Annotated in this window: 17 protein-coding genes, 1 pseudogene and 1 riboswitch; of the genes and pseudogenes, 10 read left to right on the forward strand and 8 right to left on the reverse strand. The window is 38.8% G+C overall.

All coding sequences use genetic code 11. The features are described 5' to 3' along the window. Window positions 1-194 precede the first annotated feature (194 nt). Window positions 195-773 (forward strand): hypothetical protein, encoded by a 579-nt coding sequence (locus ACJ004_RS20710; protein WP_410895031.1) that lies wholly within the window; start codon window positions 195-197, stop codon window positions 771-773. Between the two features lie 986 nt (window positions 774-1,759). Here ACJ004_RS20710 and ACJ004_RS20715 read toward each other — a convergent pair. Further along, window positions 1,760-2,059: pseudogene (locus ACJ004_RS20715) on the reverse strand (recombinase family protein); the annotation flags it as partial. Between the two features lie 14 nt (window positions 2,060-2,073). On the opposite strand from ACJ004_RS20715, the gene ACJ004_RS20720 reads away from it, so the two are divergent. From ACJ004_RS20720 to ACJ004_RS20740, 5 genes are all read left to right on the forward strand, one after another. After that, on the forward strand, window positions 2,074-2,373 hold the full coding sequence (locus ACJ004_RS20720) for a YolD-like family protein (RefSeq protein ID WP_410895032.1): 300 nt from the start codon (window positions 2,074-2,076) through the stop codon (window positions 2,371-2,373). A 239-nt stretch (window positions 2,374-2,612) separates the two neighbouring features. Next, entirely contained in the window at window positions 2,613-3,386 is a 774-nt protein-coding gene (locus tag ACJ004_RS20725) for a transporter substrate-binding domain-containing protein (protein ID WP_410895033.1), read from the forward strand. 64 nt (window positions 3,387-3,450) lie between these two features. Next, a complete protein-coding gene (locus ACJ004_RS20730; protein ID WP_410895034.1) occupies window positions 3,451-4,095 on the forward strand; it encodes an amino acid ABC transporter permease in 645 nt (214 codons plus the stop codon). Continuing rightward, window positions 4,092-4,820, forward strand: coding sequence for an amino acid ABC transporter ATP-binding protein (locus ACJ004_RS20735; RefSeq protein ID WP_410895035.1), 729 nt, complete (start codon window positions 4,092-4,094; stop codon window positions 4,818-4,820). Before ACJ004_RS20730 ends, ACJ004_RS20735 begins: the two co-directional genes overlap by 4 nt. Window positions 4,821-5,665: 845 nt before the next feature. Then, on the forward strand, window positions 5,666-6,448 hold the full coding sequence (locus ACJ004_RS20740; RefSeq protein WP_410895036.1) for a GNAT family N-acetyltransferase: 783 nt from the start codon (window positions 5,666-5,668) through the stop codon (window positions 6,446-6,448). Window positions 6,449-6,684: 236 nt separating this feature from the next. Here ACJ004_RS20740 and ACJ004_RS20745 read toward each other — a convergent pair whose 3' ends face one another. Then, a complete protein-coding gene (locus ACJ004_RS20745; RefSeq protein ID WP_410895037.1) occupies window positions 6,685-6,864 on the reverse strand; it encodes a small acid-soluble spore protein H in 180 nt (59 codons plus the stop codon). A gap of 246 nt (window positions 6,865-7,110) precedes the next feature. Continuing rightward, window positions 7,111-7,224, forward strand: a riboswitch (TPP riboswitch). A gap of 169 nt (window positions 7,225-7,393) precedes the next feature. On the opposite strand from ACJ004_RS20745, the gene thiC reads away from it, so the two are divergent. After that, window positions 7,394-9,169 (forward strand): phosphomethylpyrimidine synthase ThiC, encoded by a 1,776-nt coding sequence (gene thiC / locus ACJ004_RS20750; protein WP_410895038.1) that lies wholly within the window; start codon window positions 7,394-7,396, stop codon window positions 9,167-9,169. Between the two features lie 283 nt (window positions 9,170-9,452). Here thiC and ACJ004_RS20755 read toward each other — a convergent pair whose 3' ends face one another. Both ACJ004_RS20755 and ACJ004_RS20760 read right to left on the reverse strand, forming a co-directional pair. Further along, window positions 9,453-9,887, reverse strand: a complete 435-nt coding sequence (locus ACJ004_RS20755; RefSeq protein ID WP_410895039.1) for an SRPBCC family protein — start codon at window positions 9,885-9,887, stop codon at window positions 9,453-9,455. Between the two features lie 21 nt (window positions 9,888-9,908). Next, window positions 9,909-10,751 (reverse strand): SRPBCC domain-containing protein, encoded by an 843-nt coding sequence (locus tag ACJ004_RS20760; RefSeq protein WP_410895040.1) that lies wholly within the window; start codon window positions 10,749-10,751, stop codon window positions 9,909-9,911. A gap of 283 nt (window positions 10,752-11,034) precedes the next feature. Here ACJ004_RS20760 and ACJ004_RS20765 point away from each other — a divergent pair, with 283 nt between their 5' ends. Then, on the forward strand, window positions 11,035-12,117 hold the full coding sequence (locus ACJ004_RS20765) for a branched-chain amino acid aminotransferase (RefSeq protein ID WP_410895041.1): 1,083 nt from the start codon (window positions 11,035-11,037) through the stop codon (window positions 12,115-12,117). A 413-nt stretch (window positions 12,118-12,530) separates the two neighbouring features. Here ACJ004_RS20765 and ACJ004_RS20770 read toward each other — a convergent pair whose 3' ends face one another. From ACJ004_RS20770 to ACJ004_RS20780, 3 genes are all read right to left on the reverse strand, one after another. Next, complete coding sequence (locus tag ACJ004_RS20770) at window positions 12,531-14,327, reverse strand: hypothetical protein (protein ID WP_410895042.1); 1,797 nt, start codon at window positions 14,325-14,327, stop codon at window positions 12,531-12,533. A 40-nt stretch (window positions 14,328-14,367) separates the two neighbouring features. Beyond that, window positions 14,368-15,243: a hypothetical protein gene (locus ACJ004_RS20775; RefSeq protein ID WP_410895043.1), complete on the reverse strand. Its 876-nt coding sequence runs from the start codon at window positions 15,241-15,243 to the stop codon at window positions 14,368-14,370. A gap of 489 nt (window positions 15,244-15,732) precedes the next feature. Then, window positions 15,733-16,104: a hypothetical protein gene (locus ACJ004_RS20780; protein WP_410895044.1), complete on the reverse strand. Its 372-nt coding sequence runs from the start codon at window positions 16,102-16,104 to the stop codon at window positions 15,733-15,735. Between the two features lie 93 nt (window positions 16,105-16,197). Between ACJ004_RS20780 and ACJ004_RS20785 the strand changes: the two genes are divergently transcribed. Further along, window positions 16,198-18,231, forward strand: a complete 2,034-nt coding sequence (locus tag ACJ004_RS20785) for a Na+/H+ antiporter (RefSeq protein ID WP_410895045.1) — start codon at window positions 16,198-16,200, stop codon at window positions 18,229-18,231. 163 nt (window positions 18,232-18,394) lie between these two features. Beyond that, the gene (gene ilvA, locus ACJ004_RS20790; RefSeq protein ID WP_410895076.1) at window positions 18,395-19,567 is read left to right on the forward strand and encodes a threonine ammonia-lyase; all 1,173 of its coding nucleotides are present in this window, start codon (window positions 18,395-18,397) and stop codon (window positions 19,565-19,567) included. A 40-nt stretch (window positions 19,568-19,607) separates the two neighbouring features. Here the strand turns inward: ilvA and ACJ004_RS20795 are convergent, their stop codons facing one another. Continuing rightward, window positions 19,608-19,946, reverse strand: coding sequence for a zinc ribbon domain-containing protein YjdM (locus ACJ004_RS20795; protein ID WP_410895046.1), 339 nt, complete (start codon window positions 19,944-19,946; stop codon window positions 19,608-19,610). Between the last annotated feature and the right edge of the window lie 26 nt (window positions 19,947-19,972).

Raw genomic sequence — 19,972 nt, forward strand, 5'->3', positions numbered from 1 at the left:
TTAATTGAATATTAAATTAGCTTTTTCCATCAAATCCTAATACACCTCCCTATCATTTTCTTCAAAGTGTGAAAATTGTCGAACTTTACTTAAATACTTTTTTTCTTCTATATTGTAAAATTATTACAGTGGTTTAGGTTTCCAATAACTGGAGGTTCGTAATGAGAAAAGTGAAAGTATTGATTCTGACGGTTGTGTTCCTTTTAACTATGGCCCTGCCAGCAATGGCGCAAAGCAATTCCCCTGTATACAAAGGCTCTTTTCAAGGTACTTCATTCTATGGGTCAGAAGGTACTGTCGATACCTCTGTAGACCTTTCTACTAACTTTGAAGGTAAGGATTCTTACATCCTTTATTACCAAACCTACGATTATGAAAAAGACGAATACTATTATGGCAGCGCCGTAGTACCAGCAACCAAAGCGGTTATTGACATTAACAAAGGTACGGCCAAAGTGAATCAGACAGTAGAAGTATATAAAGTTGATTTTACTTGCGATGAAGAAGGAAATTGCACAGGTGATGAAACTCCTGCTGGTACTAAATCTATCAATCTTACCTGGACATTCAATCCAAAGAGTTATTCTACCTCAAAATACTCTGAGAAAAATGTCCAGATCGATTTCGACGAGTACATCAAACTTTCTAAGGGTACTTTCAAAGATTACAATAATGTCTCGGTTTCCGGAACCGTCGATGGTAAGGGGACTGATAGTTTTGAGTATTACGGTGGTAATGTATCCACTGGTTCTTCTTTCGCAATAATTAAGTAAACATTCCGCTAACAAAATCCAAAAAAACCTAAACCCTAATTGAATATGTACATAAAAGGCCGGTTAGCATTAACCGACCTTTTTTTGTCGCTAGGCTTATGGTTGCCATAGCCTTCTTCTTCATTCCTTTCGCCTTCTGGAAACTTGACTTCATCTCAACGAATGATGGCTTCAAATTTAGCGACGATTTCCGAAAGAATGAGGTCAAGACAGCCTGGCCTTTGAATTTCATATCCTTGCCACCCTTCTCATGGATTTCGCCTGTTTCTCTTTCAAATTTAGTTAATTAGTATTTATTTATTTTTTATATAATGTCATTATTCCTTCTTCGAGTAACCTGCTCCGTTACTTTAAGTACAAAATTTCACAATCTCTTCTAAACTTTAACCTAAATATCTAGGCGTTGTTCAACAATATGCCCCATATATACAGTATCAAATCAAAAAATGTTGAAAGAATGCACCTTTAATCTTTGATTACATGTAGTCATAGATACGGGATTTAAGGACTTGAATTTAGCCCTCTTTGGGTAACAATTGATCATGCGATTAAGCAATCTCTTAAACAGGCAACTAGTCTTTCTTTCATCCCTACCGCGCTTTCGCTTACTGTCCTTAAAGTTTAGTCTGGAAGAAGTACACTTCCACACTAAACTTCAAGGTTGCAACTTTCCCCTATTATTCATGTCTATTTTTTATATCTTTGAATACATTGAATACTATAAAAAATAACTGTATATAATGTGTTAGCAAAGATAGAAATTCGATCATTTTTAAATCATTACATACGTTGAATACGGTAGAAATTCATACTGTATATAATAGCCCGTTTGTTGAATAAGAAAATACCCCTTAATTGATAAAAGCCTTTGCTTTCAATGAGGCCTAGTCACAGTGTTGCTGTTATAGACCGCAAAGTAGCATTTAAGTGGAGAGATGATATGGGGAAACCTGAGCAGTGTATGCTTCTTATGTTGTTTCTAGGGTTCATTTCTGAATAGCTCTGTATAAAGAACCTTGTGAAATACCAGTGCCTTCTATAATTTCCTTTACAGAGTATTCCTTACTGTCATACATTCGTAGGGCCAATGTTACTTTATCCTTATCGACCTCCGGTCTACCGAAATTCTTTCCTCGTTTTTTACTAGCTTCTAATCCCTCCTTTACTCGTTCTGCAATAAGGTTTCTCTCAAGTTCAGCAATAACGCACATCATTTGAAACATAGCCTTTCCTGTTGATGTTCGTGTGTCCATATTCTCTTTTAAGTAAATAAATTGTACTCCTATAGTGGTAAAAAGAAATGACAACCTGCGTCTTTTTACCGTTAGCATTCGAAATGCAGCGCTCAATGTTTAAGGATCGAGAACGCCAGCGAAAGTCGTTAATTGACGAAAATAAAGCTGAGGTATTTAACCAGCGGATATGTTATGCAATAGAGTCTAACTTAGCTGTAAAGTTAACAGTATGGGCGATGGATTCACCAAGGATGTATCTTGCCACGTTCATTATGTTGATCCTATTGATTATAAAGGCAGGGCTATATAAATGTAGAAGTCGATTTTGTATTCAGATTATTAAAATTATTTCGAATAATCTGTAGTTATTTGTATTTTTTTGTAGGTTGGGTTATAAGATCAATTATATCTTCTTAAATGGTAGAATTGGAAACGCTTCCAAATGAGGATAATGCCTAACACTTCCTACAACTAAATCCTAAGAAAGAGAGGCTGAACCGATAGACTTTATATGCATTGAAAGTCCCTTTTGAAACTCAAACTGTTTATGAGATTTAAGCATTTTCTAAGTTTTTATATTAAAAGATTAAAAGGTGGGATTGAAATGAAGAAAATTAAATTCATTAGCTTATTTTTAATTCTTACGCTTCTTTTAGCGGCTTGTGGAACGAAAGATAAATCGACTAGCGGAGCGGGAAATGACTCAAAAGTATACAAAATCGGTGTGGATACAACTTACCCTCCGTTTGAATTTAAGGATAGGAATGAATATAAAGGAATTGATATTGAATTAATTAATGCAATTGCCAAAAATCAAGGCTTTAAAATCGATCTTTCTCCTATGGACTTTGGCGGAATTATACCTGCCATGCAAGCTAATCAGCTTGACGTAGCGATTGCAGGCATGAGCATTACGGATGAAAGAAAGAAGATCGTTGATTTCTCAACACCATATTTTAATGCAGGATTAACAGTTGTTGTCAAAAAGGATAATACAACGATTAAATCCGTTGATGACCTAAAAGGAAAAACGGTTGCAGTTAAAAAAGGAACGACTGGTTCAAAATATGCATTGGATAATGCTAATAAACTAGGAATTAAAGTGGTTCAATTTAATGATAGCCCTGCGATGTTCCAGGAAGTGGCAAATGGAAATGCTGATGCATTAATCGAAGATTATCCTGTAATCTCCTATGCAATTGCCCAAAAAGATCTTGGTTTAAAAATCGTGGGTGACCGTTTGAATGGGGACAAATACGGTATTGCCGTGTTAAAAGGACAAAACAAAGATTTATTAGTAAAAATAAATAAAGGTCTTGCAGAACTGCAAAAAGATGGAACATACGATAAGATTTTAAAAAAATATATTGGTAAATAAGATTTTTAATCAATACTAGGCGCGCGCATTTACGTGCCTGCTTACTTGGAAGGAGATGAATTAAGTGAAAATAATAGCTGTGGCATTGCCAATTTTACTTCAAGGACTTCAAGTGACCCTTTATATATTTGTAATAGCGATTATACTTGGTTTTTTAATCGGTTTAGTAGTTGCCTTATTGCGACTTGCACCTTTCAAGATCTTAAACTGGATTGCCAAGGTTTATGTTGATGCCATTCGTGGAACGCCGTTTATTGTCCAATTGTTTTTTATCTATTTTGGTGTTAACTCATTACACTTGATTTCCCTAAATAGTACGGTTGCCGGGATTATTACCGTCGCCATCAATGCAGGGGCCTATTTTGCTGAGATTATCAGAGCCGGCATCCAATCCATTGATAAAGGACAAACTGAGGCTGCAAGATCAATCGGATTTACCGGTGCACAAACCATGAGGTATGTGGTGCTTCCACAAGCATTTAGAAGAATGCTCCCTACTATTACGAACCAATCAATCATTAGCTTGAAAGATACTTCACTTTTATCCGTCATTGGTATAGCGGATTTAACACAGCAAGGTCAGATTCAAGCTTCGGCTACTTTTGAAGCATTTAAGATTTGGCTGGCTGTTGGTGTTATTTACTTTATCATCATTTACTTGTTAACCATTCTTGCTAATATCGTCGAAAGGAGAATTCAGCTTCGATGAGTATTATAACTGTAAAAAACTTGAGTAAATCTTTTGGAAAAGTAGAGGTTTTAAGAGATATCAATGCAGTAGTGCAAGAAAAAGAAGTCATTTGTGTAATTGGTCCATCTGGATCAGGGAAGAGTACATTCCTTCGCTGTTTAAATCGCTTGGAGGAAATCTCAGGCGGCGAGGTAACCATTAACGGTAATGATATTACCGATCCAAAAATTAATTTAAACAAAGTTAGACAAGAAGTAGGTATGGTTTTTCAACAGTTTAATCTATTTCCTCATAAAACAGTGTTAGAGAACATTACTCTAGGTCCTATAAAAATTCGCGGTACTGAGAAATCAGAAGCCGAAAAAATAGCGCTAGAACTGCTTAATAAAGTGGGACTAATAGAAAAAGCTAGTAGCTATCCAGGCGAATTATCCGGAGGACAGAAACAGCGGGTTGCGATTGCAAGGGCACTTGCAATGAATCCAAAAATTATGTTATTTGACGAGCCAACTTCCGCACTTGACCCTGAAATGGTAGGAGATGTTTTAGAGGTAATGAAACAGCTGGCTAAAGAAGGTATGACCATGGTAGTTGTTACACATGAAATGGGCTTTGCCAGGGAAGTGGGGGACCGAGTGATCTTTATGGACGGCGGTTATATTGTCGAAGAAAATGAACCGAATGCATTGTTCGGTAACCCGCAGCACGAACGGACCAAAGCTTTCTTAAGTAAAGTGTTATAGATTTTATTTTTCGATTTTATTCCCCATTAAAAAAGAGCACCTGTCTTAGGCACTCATTGAGTATTATTCTAAACCAAGATTGAATTGTATAAATAATATTGCACATTAATTAATTTTGAATAAAAAATCACTCTTGCTTACATCATATTAATGGTGTCGAAAAACACTAAACCTTAAAATATTTAAGTATCTGAAAAAGCTATCCACACCATTGGGTAGTTTTTTCATTTGAAACAATTATTTTAGGGTAAAAGTTTAATTAATTTCTCACCATGTATCCCCCAAAAAAGAGGAATAAGGAGTACTTCCCTAAAAGTAAACAATAAAATTATTAGTATTCCCTACAAAGTAAGAATGTGGAAGTTATAAAGGTAAATCCTAATATTAACTAGTACCTAAGATTTAGAATGAATTACATCTGGGGATGATATTTACAACCTAAAACAACTTCCAAAATGATTATCATAAAATAACTAATTAATTATTTTGCTAGATAATCAGAATAAAACAAGGGATACTGTTATTTTGTCAGTATCCCTTGTTTATAACATCGGTATTTTCTCTTTAAATTTCCGCCAGATCATTTGTTTGATTGGGGGATTTTCTCTTATTCAGGAAGTAAAAACTTAGTCACTAAAATATTCCGCTTCTATCCTTCTATCCTACAAATAATCTACTCCTAGTTTAATTATGAAAAAATTGGGGTTTAATTTTAATCCCCTTTGATTCCCTATTATCAAATAGGGAACTAGTTCCTAGTCGATCTTTTGGATTATTCCTTTATTTTGATGTATTGTAGATAAATAGGAGATTTTTAGGTTTTATTTTTCAAGGGGGGAATTGACTTGATTAGAAAGCTTACGGACCAAGATCATCATCAGGTTCTCGCTTTTTTAAGTGAGGAACCATCTATTAATCTATTTATTATTGGGGATATTGAGGCCTTCGGTTATTCTTCTGAATCACAAGAACTTTGGGCCGAGTTTGACGAACAGGACATGATTAAAGCCGTCCTACTTCGATTCCATCAATCTTTTATTCCTTATGCAAAAGGAGAATTCGATACGAGTGGTTTTGTATCGATTATGAAAAACTACAGCCAGCCCATTCTCCTCTCCGGAAAATCAGATATTGTAGCGAAATTTGAAGTTTATGATGAGCTACATCTTGGTAAGAAGCAAGTGACTTATTTTGCTGAATGCAGTACCGCTGAATGCCTATCCCCCAATGATGTCGCCTATAAAAAGGCTAGTATCGATGATGTCGATCAAATCATAGGACTCCGCCATTCCATTGAGGAATTCTCCGTAAGAAGTGACGCCCGGGACGTATTAGTACAATCAATGGAGGCTCATACATCAAGAACCTACTTTACAGAGGACAATGGTGTCATGACTGCTTGTGCCTCAACCGCAGCGGAAAATTCAATGTCGGCAATGATTGTAGGTGTCTGCACTAGGAAGGAATATCGCCGGCAAGGTCTCGCCACTTCTATTATGCAAAAGGTTGTTCAAGATGTCCTAAATGAAGGGAAAACCCTTTGCCTATTTTATGACAACCCTGAAGCTGGCAGAATTTATAAACGACTCGGCTTTAAGGATATTGGCATGTGGACCATGCATCGCTGATTTGTAGATGAATGTTTGTTTTTGCAAACTTCATTATCTGCATACATTATTAACGACCGGGCTCGCTTCTTCTTGGCAAGCTCGGTCGCTTAGACGCTCTATTGGCGACCCTTCTCACTTCTTTTTGCGGAGTTCGGTCGATTAAACGCTTTAAATCTTTATTAAAGAAAATAACCGAATGTGTTTACATACGGCTATTTTCAAAAACAATGTTTTAATAAAAGCAAGCTGACGAATCACTGTTCTATTAGGTTTGATACAGAAACACTTTGTTTATTGTTTGGTTCTTCAAGAGGATGGATTGTGGCTGTACCGTTATTTTGGTCTACATGCTCAATATAAATCTGTGTTCCATTATACTTTACATTAGCCATAGCTGGTGAACTAGCAATTTCCTGTGCTCTTTGTGCATCCATGTTCATGACCTCCTTTTAGTAAATAACAATTAAAGTATTTGTTCAGAATTCCTTGTTTATACCCTTGTTTAAAAAAAAGAGAAGCCTTCATTTTGGACTGTCCGATAGGTTTGTAAACAAAATGAAAAGTACACTAATTGAAAAAACTACAAAAATATTTTTTTAAATATTTTCACTTATTTCTTTTATTTTTCTAAAACCTATGTTATTTTTTAAAAGTAAACAACATATTTTATACTGTTTCAATAGTTCTACTAGGGGGGTCCGATAGCTCGGACTGAGAGAAGAATGCGTTAAATTCTTTGACCCTTTGAACCTGATCTGGATTATACCAGCGTAGGGAAGTAGTTTCAAAGGCGTACTAATTATTTTTCTGCGCCACTACTTTTTGACGAAAAATCAGGTTCTGTGTAAACAGAGCCTTTTTTTATTGTCTTTCATTTATAAGTCTGCCCCTGAGGTGCTTGTAATGGAACTTATGCAGTAACTCCTAGATCGCAAAATCTACTATTTATTAGGAGGAAGTTACATGCAAAATCAAACTGAAGTGAACATTGAGTTAAAATCGCAATTTACAGGAAGTAAAAAAGTGTATATCGAAGGATCAAGGTCTGATATTAGGGTTCCAATGAGAGAAATTCAGCTGGGGCGCACCGTAACATCATTTGGTGAAGAAGACAATGCCCCTGTTCGCGTATATGATACGAGCGGTCTATATACAGATTCCAATTATCATGTCGATATCAGAAAGGGACTTCCGCAGATCCGCAAGAAATGGATTCTCGAGCGTAATGATGTTGAGGCCTATCAGGGAAGAGAAATAAAACCTAAAGATAACGGATATCTCGAAGATGATGAACGAGCGAATCTCGAATGGTTTCCAAACATTAATAAAAGACCTCTTCGTGCAAAAGCAGGGCAAACGGTCACGCAAATGCATTACGCCAAAAAAGGCATAATCACCCCTGAAATGGAGTTCATAGCGATTCGAGAAAATGCCGATCCTGAGTTTGTTCGTAGTGAGGTTGCCAATGGGAGAGCGATTATTCCGGCAAATATAAATCACCCGGAAGCCGAACCTATGATCATTGGCCGAAATTTTCATGTCAAAATTAATGCAAACATTGGCAACTCAGCGGTCACTTCATCAATAGAGCAAGAGGTTGAAAAAATGACATGGGCGACCCGTTGGGGGGCAGATAACATCATGGATCTATCAACCGGAAAGAATATACATACAACTAGGGAATGGATCATCCGTAACTCACCAGTTCCAGTTGGTACAGTGCCAATATATCAAGCACTCGAAAAGGTAAATGGAGTAGCCGAAAATTTAACCTGGGAGGTTTACCGGGATACATTGATAGAACAGGCCGAACAAGGGGTCGATTATTTTACCATCCACGCTGGCGTCCTGCTGCGGTATATTCCGATGACGGCAAAACGGACAACAGGGATTGTCTCCCGCGGCGGCTCAATTATGGCACAGTGGTGCTTGGCCCACCACCAAGAAAGTTTCCTTTATACCCACTTTGAAGAAATTTGTGAAATTTTGAAGCACTATGACATTTCTGTTTCACTTGGAGATGGTTTACGTCCTGGAAGCATAGCCGATGCGAATGATGAAGCGCAATTTGCAGAACTGGAAACGTTAGGTGAATTAACGCAGATCGCCTGGCAGCATGATGTCCAAGTGATGATTGAAGGCCCTGGCCATGTACCAATGCATCTAATTAAAGAAAATGTTGATAAGCAAATGGAAATCTGTAAAGAAGCTCCATTCTATACCTTAGGACCATTAACAACCGATATTGCTCCAGGATATGATCATATTACTTCTGCAATTGGTGCTGCGATGATCGGCTGGTTCGGAACAGCCATGCTTTGCTATGTGACACCAAAAGAACATCTTGGTTTACCGAATAAAGAGGATGTCCGCGATGGTGTTATTGCTTATAAAATTGCTGCTCATGCTGCTGATTTAGCCAAGGGCCACCCGGATGCACAAATAAGGGATAATGCTTTATCAAAAGCTCGTTTTGAATTTAGATGGGAAGACCAATTTAATTTATCATTGGATCCAGAACGTGCAAGGGAGTACCATGATGAAACACTTCCTGCTGAGGGAGCAAAAACGGCTCATTTTTGTTCCATGTGCGGCCCGAAATTTTGTTCCATGCGAATTTCCCATGACATTCGGGGGATGGCAAAAGAGGGGACCAATAGCGTGGAATTAGCGATTGATGAAGAAATGAAGAAAAAAGCGGAGGAATTTGTCACTGATGGATCAAGAATTTATCGATAATAATGACTCCGATAACATAAAAAGATTAAAGGAAGAAATAGTTGTTTTGCAACAAAAGATCCATCACTTAAATGGGAAAATTCATTCCATTCAGTGTGGCTGTAAGCATATATTTTTGGAAACCCCAGGTATGAGGAAATGTCAAAAGTGTAGTTTAACCGAAAGTACGTATTATTAGAGCCTATGAACCCATCCGGAATTTGTCAGATTCCGGATGGGTTCACTTTTTTCTCCATGTTTAGTCGCCCATTTGCGGCGTTTTCTTTTTGGGCTCCTGTCTTTTTTAGGATTCAAGAATTTCCCTTATATTTTTTAAATCTTTCCTGTTTGCTCGTTTCATCATGGGGGCCATAAACGGGGCAAAGACTTTTGAAAAACCAGTTGGATTCCCTTTGTTCCTTAAGGTCATTCGGGTGTGATGACTGTCTATAGCTTCCCAGGTATAGATCGTCTCCATTGGAAACGGTCCCTGTGCGGTTTTCATCACTAGCTTATTTTCTGGAATATATTCTGTTATTTCATAAATATAGGCAAGTTCTCTCCCAAGAAATTGTGCTTTAAAGGCAACTCTAGAACCCAACTTCAATGGTTTTTTCGTTTGCCATTCCACCGATTGAATATTTACATACCATTCTGGGGCATTGTCTGGATTCGTCGCATACTTTGCAACCTGATCCACAGGGCAGTCGATAATTATTTCAGTAAAAACATCTACCAATATGATTAACCTCCACTACCTTCAACTTTTAAGACTTATTTTTTCTACATAATTTTTAAGTAACGTGCCGAGTAAATATTTCCATCCTTCAGTATGTGATGGTTCCCAGTCCTCTTGAAGGATTCCTGAAGCAGTATGAGAAAGTTGCAGCAAAGTAGCCCCGTCTTTTTCTACTAATCGGTACGTATAAGAACTATTTACCGCTCCTTGCATCCCTAAGTGACCATGGAGACGAATTTCTTCTGGTGCATTCACATAATAAACGTTCCCCCAGACAGCCCCTTCATTTTCACGCCATCTTTCAATGAATTGCCCGCCCGGAACAGGCTCAAACGTAAAGTGAGATGGTACCCCTTTTGGAGCGATACGAAATTCCCACCAGTCCCCTGCTTGTTCCGTTAAGGCTTTAAACACCTGTTCACGCGGAGCGTTGATTTCTACTTCTTGCTCGATACGAAATGCGCTGCTTTGTGCTTGATCGGTTGTTTTCATGTCTGACTCTCCTCCTGTTTTTTCAATGACTGATCGTAAATTTAATAGTGAATTGGCGGTAGTTTGCATGTATTGCCCTACCCAACGATTATGCATTTCCTGAAGTGGAATGGCATTGAGGAAATTTCGTCGATATTTTCCTTCCCGTCTAACCACTACCAACTTCCCTTCCTCCAAAATCGTTAAGTGCTTCATAATTGCATATCTGGTCACTTCAGGAAAATATTCATTTAGTTCACCAGTTGTCTTAGCTGATTGCTTCAAAATATCCAATATCCTTCTTCGAATTGGATGACCTAAAGCTTTAAATAAAGTGGAAAGTTCGTCTTCCATTGCAACGATCCTTTCGTGAGAAACGTAAATTCTGGTCACAATATGTGAATAGATTGTTTCATTTATCATGTGACCTTATGGTAACATGTATTTCTCAAAAGAGCAATTAGGTGAATTTTCCCATGCTTAGGACCTCTACTCTTAGTGGAATGAAGGCTAAGGATTTTATTCCTCATCCTTTTGTCTGTCCATTTTAAATCTAGAGAATGGATGTGGATGGTATAAAAGTGGTATAGTTAGATAATACAGTTAATTTTAATTTTTAGAATTTCCGCTAAAACAAAGCCTACTTTTATAGTAGAGAATCGACAAGAGGTGTGCCATGAAACAAGAAATTGGATTTATTCAAAGAGAAGTTTTAAAGGAAAAGCCTGATTTTGCTTCACTTGGTTTTGGGAAGTATTTTAGCGATTACATGTTTGTTATGGATTATCATCATGAAGTCGGCTGGTGTGATCCGCGAATTACTCCTTACGAGCCAATAACACTTGATCCTTCTGCGATGGTTTTCCACTATGGACAAGCAATCTTTGAAGGAATGAAAGCCTATAAGACAGCAGATGGAAGTATCCAGCTCTTCCGTCCAGAAAAAAATATGAGACGCTTGAATGAATCCTGCGATCGACTCTGTATCCCGCAAATTGATGAGGATTTTTTATTAAAAGCCATTAAACAATTACTTTTAACGGAAAAAGATTGGATTCCTGAGGGTGAAGGGACTTCACTTTACATTCGACCGTTTATTTTCTCAACAGAGCCCTATCTTGGCGTCCGACCTGCAAAACAATATAAATTGCTTGTCATCCTTTCTCCATCGGGAGCCTATTATGGCGATCAATTGAGCCCAGTAAAAATATATGTGGAAGAGCATTATGTCCGAGCAGTGATTGGTGGAGTTGGCCATGTTAAGACAGCTGGAAATTACGCGGCTAGTCTAAAGGCACAAGAAAAGGCAGAAGAAAATGGTTTTGCTCAAATCCTCTGGCTTGATGCTAAAGAGAATAAATACGTCGAAGAAGTTGGCAGCATGAACATCTTCTTCAAAATTAACGGTGAAGTTGTCACACCAAGGTTAAATGGAAGCATACTACCTGGTGTTACACGTGATTCCGTCATTGAACTATTAAAGTATTGGAATATCCCTGTACGAGAAGAGAAAATTTCAATTGAAGAGGTTTTTGCAGCCCATGAACGCGGGGAACTGGAGGAAGTCTTTGGGGCAGGCACGGCTGCCGTCATTTCTCCTGTTGGTAAATTAAATTGGAATGATCAAGCAATTGCCATCAATGATCGTCAAATCGGTGAGCTCTCTCAACGTATTTATGATGAAATGACTGGAATCCAACTTGGTAAAAAAGAAGATCCATTTAACTGGACAGTGAAGGTTGCCCAGGTGGAGGTTTAAAATGAAATACCGGGCTAACTGCCCGGTATTTTTTGTCTACTGAATTTTACCTCTTTACAGACGCTACTCGCTTCCTTTAGTTACCGCCGTATTGTTTTTCCGACCTTCATGGGCATTAGTGGCATTCAATAGTTACCGCTGAATCCATTTTTCCCTCTTCACGGGCACCATACGATTCCTATGATATTACCGCTGAATCCATTTTGGCGAACAGTGCCAGTCACTATTCGCTACTGATTCTGCATTTTTACCTGTTCCTTTTTTCCATATTATTCATCTAGGTTATTTTAAATATTCGGAGAGATTTTATCCTGGGTGACGACAGGATTCTCTGTTTCATCTTTTCTCCGGGCTTCAAAAAGGTATAAAAAAAACCGAGGGAAATCCCTCAGTTTTTAAAAAAAAATAATAAATTATTCTTTTGTAGCAGTTTCAACTGTTGTTTCTTCTGTTACTGCTTCTTCAGAAACTTCTGCTCCGGCTTTAACAGCGGATTGGTCTGCTGCGTGTTCTACTGCATTTTCGTTAGCATTTACCCTAGCTTGAGCTTCTGCTTTGTTGCTTGCAGATTTGTCTACTTCTGTAGTTTCTTCAGTTGTTGCTTCAGTTGTTTCATCTCCAGCTTCTTCAGTCACTACTTCTGTTGCTTCTTCGCCAGCTTCTTCAGTCACTGCTTCTGTTGTTTCTTCAGTAGCTTCTTCAGTTACTGCTTCTGTTGTTTCTTCAGTAGCTTCTTCAGTCACTGCTTCTGTTGTTTCTTCAGTAGCTTCTTCAGTCACTGCTTCTGTTGTTTCTTCAGTAGCTTCTTCAGTTACCGCTTCTGTGTTTTCTTCAGTAGCTTCTTCAGTTACAGTCGAAGCTTCTGCTGCTTCATTGGCAATTACTACTGCAGAATGTTCTGATGCATGTTCTAAAGCATTTTCACTTGCATTAGTCGCTTGAGATTTTGCTTTGTTAGCAATAGAAGGATTTACTTTTTTAGCTTTTTTAGCTTTTTTAGCTTTTTTAGCTTTTTTAGCTTTTTTTTCTTTTTCAGCTTTTTCTGTTACAGTACCAGCTGTTGCTTCTTCAGCATCCTCAGTTACAACCTCTGTTGCTTCTTCGCCAGCTTCTTCAGTTACTGCTTCTGTTGCTTCTTCGCCAGCATCTTCAGTTACTGCTTCTGTTGCTTCTTCGCCAGCATCTTCAGTTACCGCTTCTGTTGCTTCTTCTCCAGCTTCTTCAGTTACAACTTCAGTTGCTTCTTCGCCAGCCTCTTCAGTTACTGTTTCTGTTGCTTCTTCTCCAGCTTCTTCAGTTACAACTTCAGTTGCTTCTTCTCCAGCTTCTTCAGTTACTGCTTCTGCCTTTGCTGCTTCATTGGCGATAACTACAGCAGAGTGTTCTGATGCATGCTCTAAAGCATTTTCACTTGCATTAGTCGCATGAGATTTTTCTTTGTTGGCGATAGAAGGGTTAACCTTAGCTTCTTTCTCATCGTCTTCTTCAGTTACCGCTTCAGCTTCTTCATCATCTTTTGTTTTTACTACTGCATCAGTTTTAATAACGGCTTGCTTAGAATCTGAATCTTGCTCATTAGCATCTTCTTCATCTTCTGTTTTTACAGCTGAATCTGAATCTACTTCTGCAGCTTTTTCATCACCTTTAACTTCAGCTTCGTCGTCTGTTTTTACAGCTTCGTCATCAGTCTTTACAGCTTCGTCATCAGTCTTTACAGCTTCGTCATCAGTCTTTACAGCTTCGTCATCAGTCTTTACAGCTTCCTCTTTTTCAACATCCGTTGATACAGAAGTTGCTTCTTGATTTTCAACAGTTGCTTCTGCTGCTTGTTCTTGAACAACAGCTTCATCAGTTACTTGATCTTCAGTTTTTACACCCTTGCCAAAAACAGCAGAGTTTGGATTTGCATGATCCCTTGCCACGTCGCTGGCATGATAAATCGCTTGAGATTTGCTCGCTTTTTTTTCCGTTTTAGGCTTTACCGTTTCCTTCACTTCAGCTTTAGGCCGAACCTTCACAGCTGGCTTCACTGGGGCAGCCGGTTTTACCTTAACGCTAGATTCACTTTTTACATGAACGGCGTGCTCAGCCTTTTCCTTACCAAGGCCTGCCGCTTCCGTAAAATGTCCTCCTGCAAATACTCCAAAAGTCAATGCTCCAGCAACTACTAAAGATTTCATAACATAATTAGGGTTTAAATAATGTTTCATTTTTTAATTTCGCTCCTTTTATTATCATGTTCCGTGGCTATTAGCTCTGGTTAACAGTTTTAATAAAGGAGCTTCCCTGAGGCGGTGGTGCCGGCGGCGCATTCACCCATTGGTTACTCATTAATGCATAGCGGGAAAGGTAAAGCTGGACAAAAGTCATTTCATAGTATTTATTCCATTCAAACCACTTATCCAACGTGCTTATCGTACTCAACCCAAGGCTGGAACGATCATTTGATGAACCGCCTGAACAATTAGAACGTTGAGTTTGATTCGAAGCCCGGTCTGCAATTGGATTATCTTCTTTATCAGCAGGGAGCTTGTCCTTGCTTTCGGGTTTTGTAGCCTTGGGCTCATAACGTTCCATCTTTTTGGGAATGGATACCCGTGAATCTTCTCTGTGTGAATCAAATCGCTTCAATGACTCTTTACTATTAATCTCTTTATGATAAGAAGGATTTAGCTCATTTTTAGAAGTCTGCTTATCCTTGTTCAACCCCTGGTTACTTTCCTGTGCATCTGCTTTTTTCATTTGGCCGGGAGCCTCAACCGCTTTCTCTGTCTTTTTTAGAACAGATTGGCTGTTCCCTACTGCTAGATTTGGCAGACTTTTCGGCGCTGCAGCCCGTTTTTCGGATGCCGCTTGTTGAGGAGCTTGACTTGATGCATGCTGTTTGACTGCGCCCTGATTTTTACTCACGGGTTCAGGTAACACTGCAGTTTTCTTGGCGTTTTTTGCTTTTGCCGGAACGCTGGGTTGTACGACCGCTTTTTCAGCTTTTACTAATCTATCAGCTTGTACCGAGGCAGTTTGTGACTGTCCGCGAACCTCATTTTTTTCCGCAAAGGCATTGTCCGGTAAAAGCAGAGCCGCACCGACCATTAGACCTGAAATAAGAAAATGGCGGAAGTGCAATTTCTCACCCCCTTTCAACGAATCATTAGTTTCATGACACCATTCGACTCATTGAAACATTTTTTGACCGTTTTCTACTCTTCCCGTTAGAAATGAATCTTTTCACCTACTGCCATGTGATACATATTGCTTGTTTTTCGAAAACCTTTAATATTTTTGAACTATATCACCACCAAAAACATAATGGCTTTGTTGTGGCAATGCATACGATGAATGGAAAATGATAATTTATTACAGTGGAAGATACACAGCTTCCCTGCCTGAATATTTCTCCTGCTGAAATTCAATATCTTGAGAGGAAGAGTCCAATTATTGCGGCCATATATTCGTTTTTCTTTCCTGAATTATGGCAATTGTACAACCATCGGTTTGGAATTGCATTTTTGGTGGTGGATTTACGTTGGGCATGTTAATAACCCAACGCGACAAAATAATAGTTAAATATAAAAAGCCAATCTTCATTGTAGAAGATCGGCTTTATTTTACAATTCATGAAAGAATCAAGCTCCAGACAATCTCAAATTCCTGATCAATCGTAGGTGAAGCCCATTCTTTTACGTGGGCTGGATGATGAAATCGAGCAGTTGCCATAAAGATCCCACTTGCAACGGCTACTGCATCGGTCGATTTAAATTCCTGGTTAGCAATTCCCTCTTTAATAATCGGTATGATTTGACCAACCAATTCGCTAATATGGGCATTTACCACATCAACAGATTCTTCCACGAGTGTTGTATACATTGTAAATAACTCAGGGTCCTCCTGTATCTGGGAATGTTTGATCTGAATCAATGTCTTCAGCCATAAATGTAACCGCTCAGTTGCAGAACACTTCTGTTTAAGGCGAAAAGTGCCAGTCACTGTTCGCTTATTTTTTTTAAAAGAGTGAAATTACTCTTTAAAGTGTTGAAAAATATCTTTATTACACAAAATACCCAAGAGAGGAGACGTGACATGGAATTTTTTCTACTCACACTTTTACTACTCGCCATCATCGGATTATCTAGTTTCATCCATCATTTCATGCCATACATACCAGTGCCGCTGGTTCAAATTGCACTAGGGGTTTTGCTTGCGGCACTTCCAATAGGAATTCATATCCCTATGGAACCGGAATTGTTCTTCGTGTTATTTATCGCCCCGTTACTTTTTCATGATGGAAAAAATGTTTCACGGCACGCGTTATGGAAACTACGAAAACCGATTCTCCTGCTGGCACTCGGTCTTGTGTTTGTTACCGTATTTGCGATTGGATACTTAATTTATTGGATGATTCCGTCGATTCCATTACCTGCCGCTTTTGCTTTGGCCTCGATTCTTTCTCCTACCGATGTCGTGGCTGTGAGTGCCATTTCGAGCCGATTGAAGATACCTCAAACGATCATGCATGTCCTTGAAGGAGAGGGGCTAATGAACGATGCCTCTGGATTGGTTGCATTTAAATTCGCGGTGGCCGCAACGGTGACGGGCGTTTTTTCATTGGCAGAGGCAAGCGGGAGTTTTTTAGTCATTTCGATTGGCGGCTTGGCCGGTGGTGCTATTCTTTCTATCCTAATCATTCAACTGAAAATTCTTATTCGCCGGCTTGGGATGGAGGATGTGACAATTCACATGCTGATTCAACTTCTCACCCCATTCGTGATTTTCTACCTAGTGGAACATATGCATCTTTCTGGTATTTTATCTGTGGTAGCAGCAGGTATTGTTCATACCATCTACCGGGAACGTGATCAATCCCCTGCGATGCAATTGCAAGTCGTTTCCCAAAGTACGTGGACAGTACTTATTTATATTTTGAACGGATTGGTGTTTTTACTATTAGGCTTGCAAATCCCAAGTGTCATCAATGAAATCTTCAAAGACCCGCTGTTTAATAATTGGGAAGTAAGCAAATATATTTTCATCCTATCTGCTGCACTTCTCCTTCTTCGTTTCTTATGGATTAGTGCGGCCTGGCAGTGGAACTGGCTCAAAAAACAAATAAAGATGCCTTCCTTGAGAGCTATTGGTATCATTACGATTTCTGGTGTAAGAGGAGCCGTTACACTAGCTGGAGCATTTACGATTCCCTATGTATTGGCCGATGGAGGTCCCTTTCCTCAGCGTTCCTTAATCATTTTTATTGCCGCTGGGGTTATCTTAGTCACTCTTTTAACAGCCAGTATCTTCCTACCGATCCTTGCCAGGCCGGAAAAAGGAAACACAAATGAACTACGGAATGAAATGGAACGAGATGCGAAACTCCGGATGATAGACGCAGCGATTCGTTCGATTCGTGAATTAATGAATGATGAAAATCGTGGAGCAGCGGTCTCCGTTATTTCATCATACAATCAAATCCGCAATCGACTGAACACTGGAAGTGCTGAAATCTCCGAGCAGTTAAAATTACTGGAAACTGAGATTCGAATGAAAGCCCTGGATGCCGAAGCTAACTATATTGAAAAATTAAAATTCGAGGAAAAAATTGACCGCGAAACCATTTATATGTCTGAAGAACATATTCAGCGCATGAGGCTCGCTGTTACCAATCGGATGCACTTTCGAAGATTATTTGTTTGGACTCTGGCTAAAAGAAGTTTATTAAAAGTATTACAGATCTTTGTTCCAAAAGGCCAAGAACGGCTTAAAAACCGGCAGGCCCAAACGAAGAAAATGATTCATTTGAAATTGAATATGGCTAAAGCCGCCATTAAGTATTTGAATAATCAGATGACCCCTGAAAATGAACATGTTTATTTAGTTATTATTGGAGAATATAGCGAAATGATTACGAAATTCAAATTAGCTAAAAAAGGGGCCGATTCTACCCATTACAGGCATTTACAAAGAGAGCTGCGCGTAAAGGCATTCCAGGCTGAGCGGGATGAAATTCAAAATTTGTACGAAGAAGGGGAAATCACCACCGAAATCATCCGGAAAATTCGCAAGCAAATCAATATTCGTGAAGCCTATTGGATGGAAGAGAGTAGTCTGCATTCTCATTAACTATGAGGCGAGAAACATTCTCCTGCCGCTCTGTATATGAACTATGGCTTTTTATGAAAGAGAGACATAGTTTATTTTCTCCTGTACATCCTAAAAAGAAGGACTTTGTGTACGAGGAGGGAAAAACTTGAACATCGATGATATCATCGTAGCACGAGAAAAGATGAAGGGAATTGTCCATACCACTCCCCTCGATTACTCGAAAACGTTTAGTCAGCTGGCCCATAATGAAATTTTTTTAAAGCTAGAAAATCTTCAAAAGACAGGCTCCTTTAAAGTAAGGGGCTCTTACAATAAGCTTAATTCGCTATCAAAGGAAGAACTAAAAAACGGCGTTGTCGCCGCATCGGCAGGAAATCATGCTCAAGGAGTAGCGTATTCGAGCCATATGCTAGGTGTCCCTTGTACCATTGTAATGCCTAAAGGAGCACCACTTAGTAAGATCCTTGCTACAAAGCAATATGGGGCCGAAGTGGTCTTAGAAGGGGAAGTATTTGATGATGCTCTTGCCTATGCATTAAAACTAAAGGAGCAAATGGATGCTACCTTCATTCATGCTTTTGATGATGAGGCAATTATGACAGGGCAAGGAACAGTCGGATTAGAAATTCTCGATCAGCTTCCCGATGTAGAAGCAGTTATATGTCCAATTGGCGGCGGCGGACTTATTGCTGGAGTCTCTATGGCAATAAAGGAAAAAAATCCTCATATTTCTGTTTATGGTGTCCAGGCACTTGCTTGCCCAAGTATGAAGCAGTCCTTATTTGAGCATAAACCTGTTATGGTTGATTCCACACCCACGATGGCTGACGGGATTGCAGTTAAAAAACCAGGGCTAAGACCTTTTGATATTGTCCAAAAATACGTGGATGATGTCTTTTGTGTAGATGAAATGGAAATCGCAAGAACCATGCTTATGTTGTTGGAAAGAAATAAACTATTAGTAGAGGGTTCAGGTGCGGTCTCACTTGCTTCCTTGCTTTATGAAAAATTGAATATAAAAGAGAAAAAAGTAGTTGCTGTGTTAAGCGGCGGAAACGTCGATATGAATTTTATCTCAAGAATTATTGAACGGGGCTTAGTTGAGTCTGGCAGATACGCTAATTTTACGATTACCTTAAAAGATAAACCTGGTGAACTTCAACGGGTCCTAGGCTCCATTACCGATTTAGATGCAAACGTTCAATCGGTTAATCTCCATCGAATTGGTAAGGATATTTATCCTGGCTATGCGCAAATTGAGATATCCGTCGAGACAAAAAATCACGATCATATTGAGCTGTTGCATAAAGTTCTCACCGAGAAAAACTATCATGTTGAAATGGGACATTTCTAAGAGCTAGGCAACAACCTAGCTCTTTTTTCATTCTTAAATACTATAACTTTTTAACAAATTCTGATTTTAAACTCATCGCGCCAAAGCCATCGATTTTGCAATCTATATTATGATCGCCTTCCACTAATCGGATGTTTTTGACTTTTGTACCTGCTTTTAAAACTGAAGAACTTCCTTTTACTTTTAAGTCCTTGATGACAGTAATAGAGTCCCCATCGTTTAAGACATTTCCATTAGAATCTTTAACAGCTTTTTGTTCTTCCTGTTCTGCTTCTGATTCTAAATTCCATTCATGTGCACATTCTGGGCAAACAAAAAGACTTCCATCCTCGTAAGTGTATTCAGAATTACACTTTGGACAATTTGGCAAATTAGACATATGATTAATTCCTCCATTCATCCCTG

This window comes from Neobacillus sp. 204 (assembly GCF_046562815.1).
Taxonomy (GTDB): Bacteria; Bacillota; Bacilli; order Bacillales; family Cytobacillaceae; genus Neobacillus.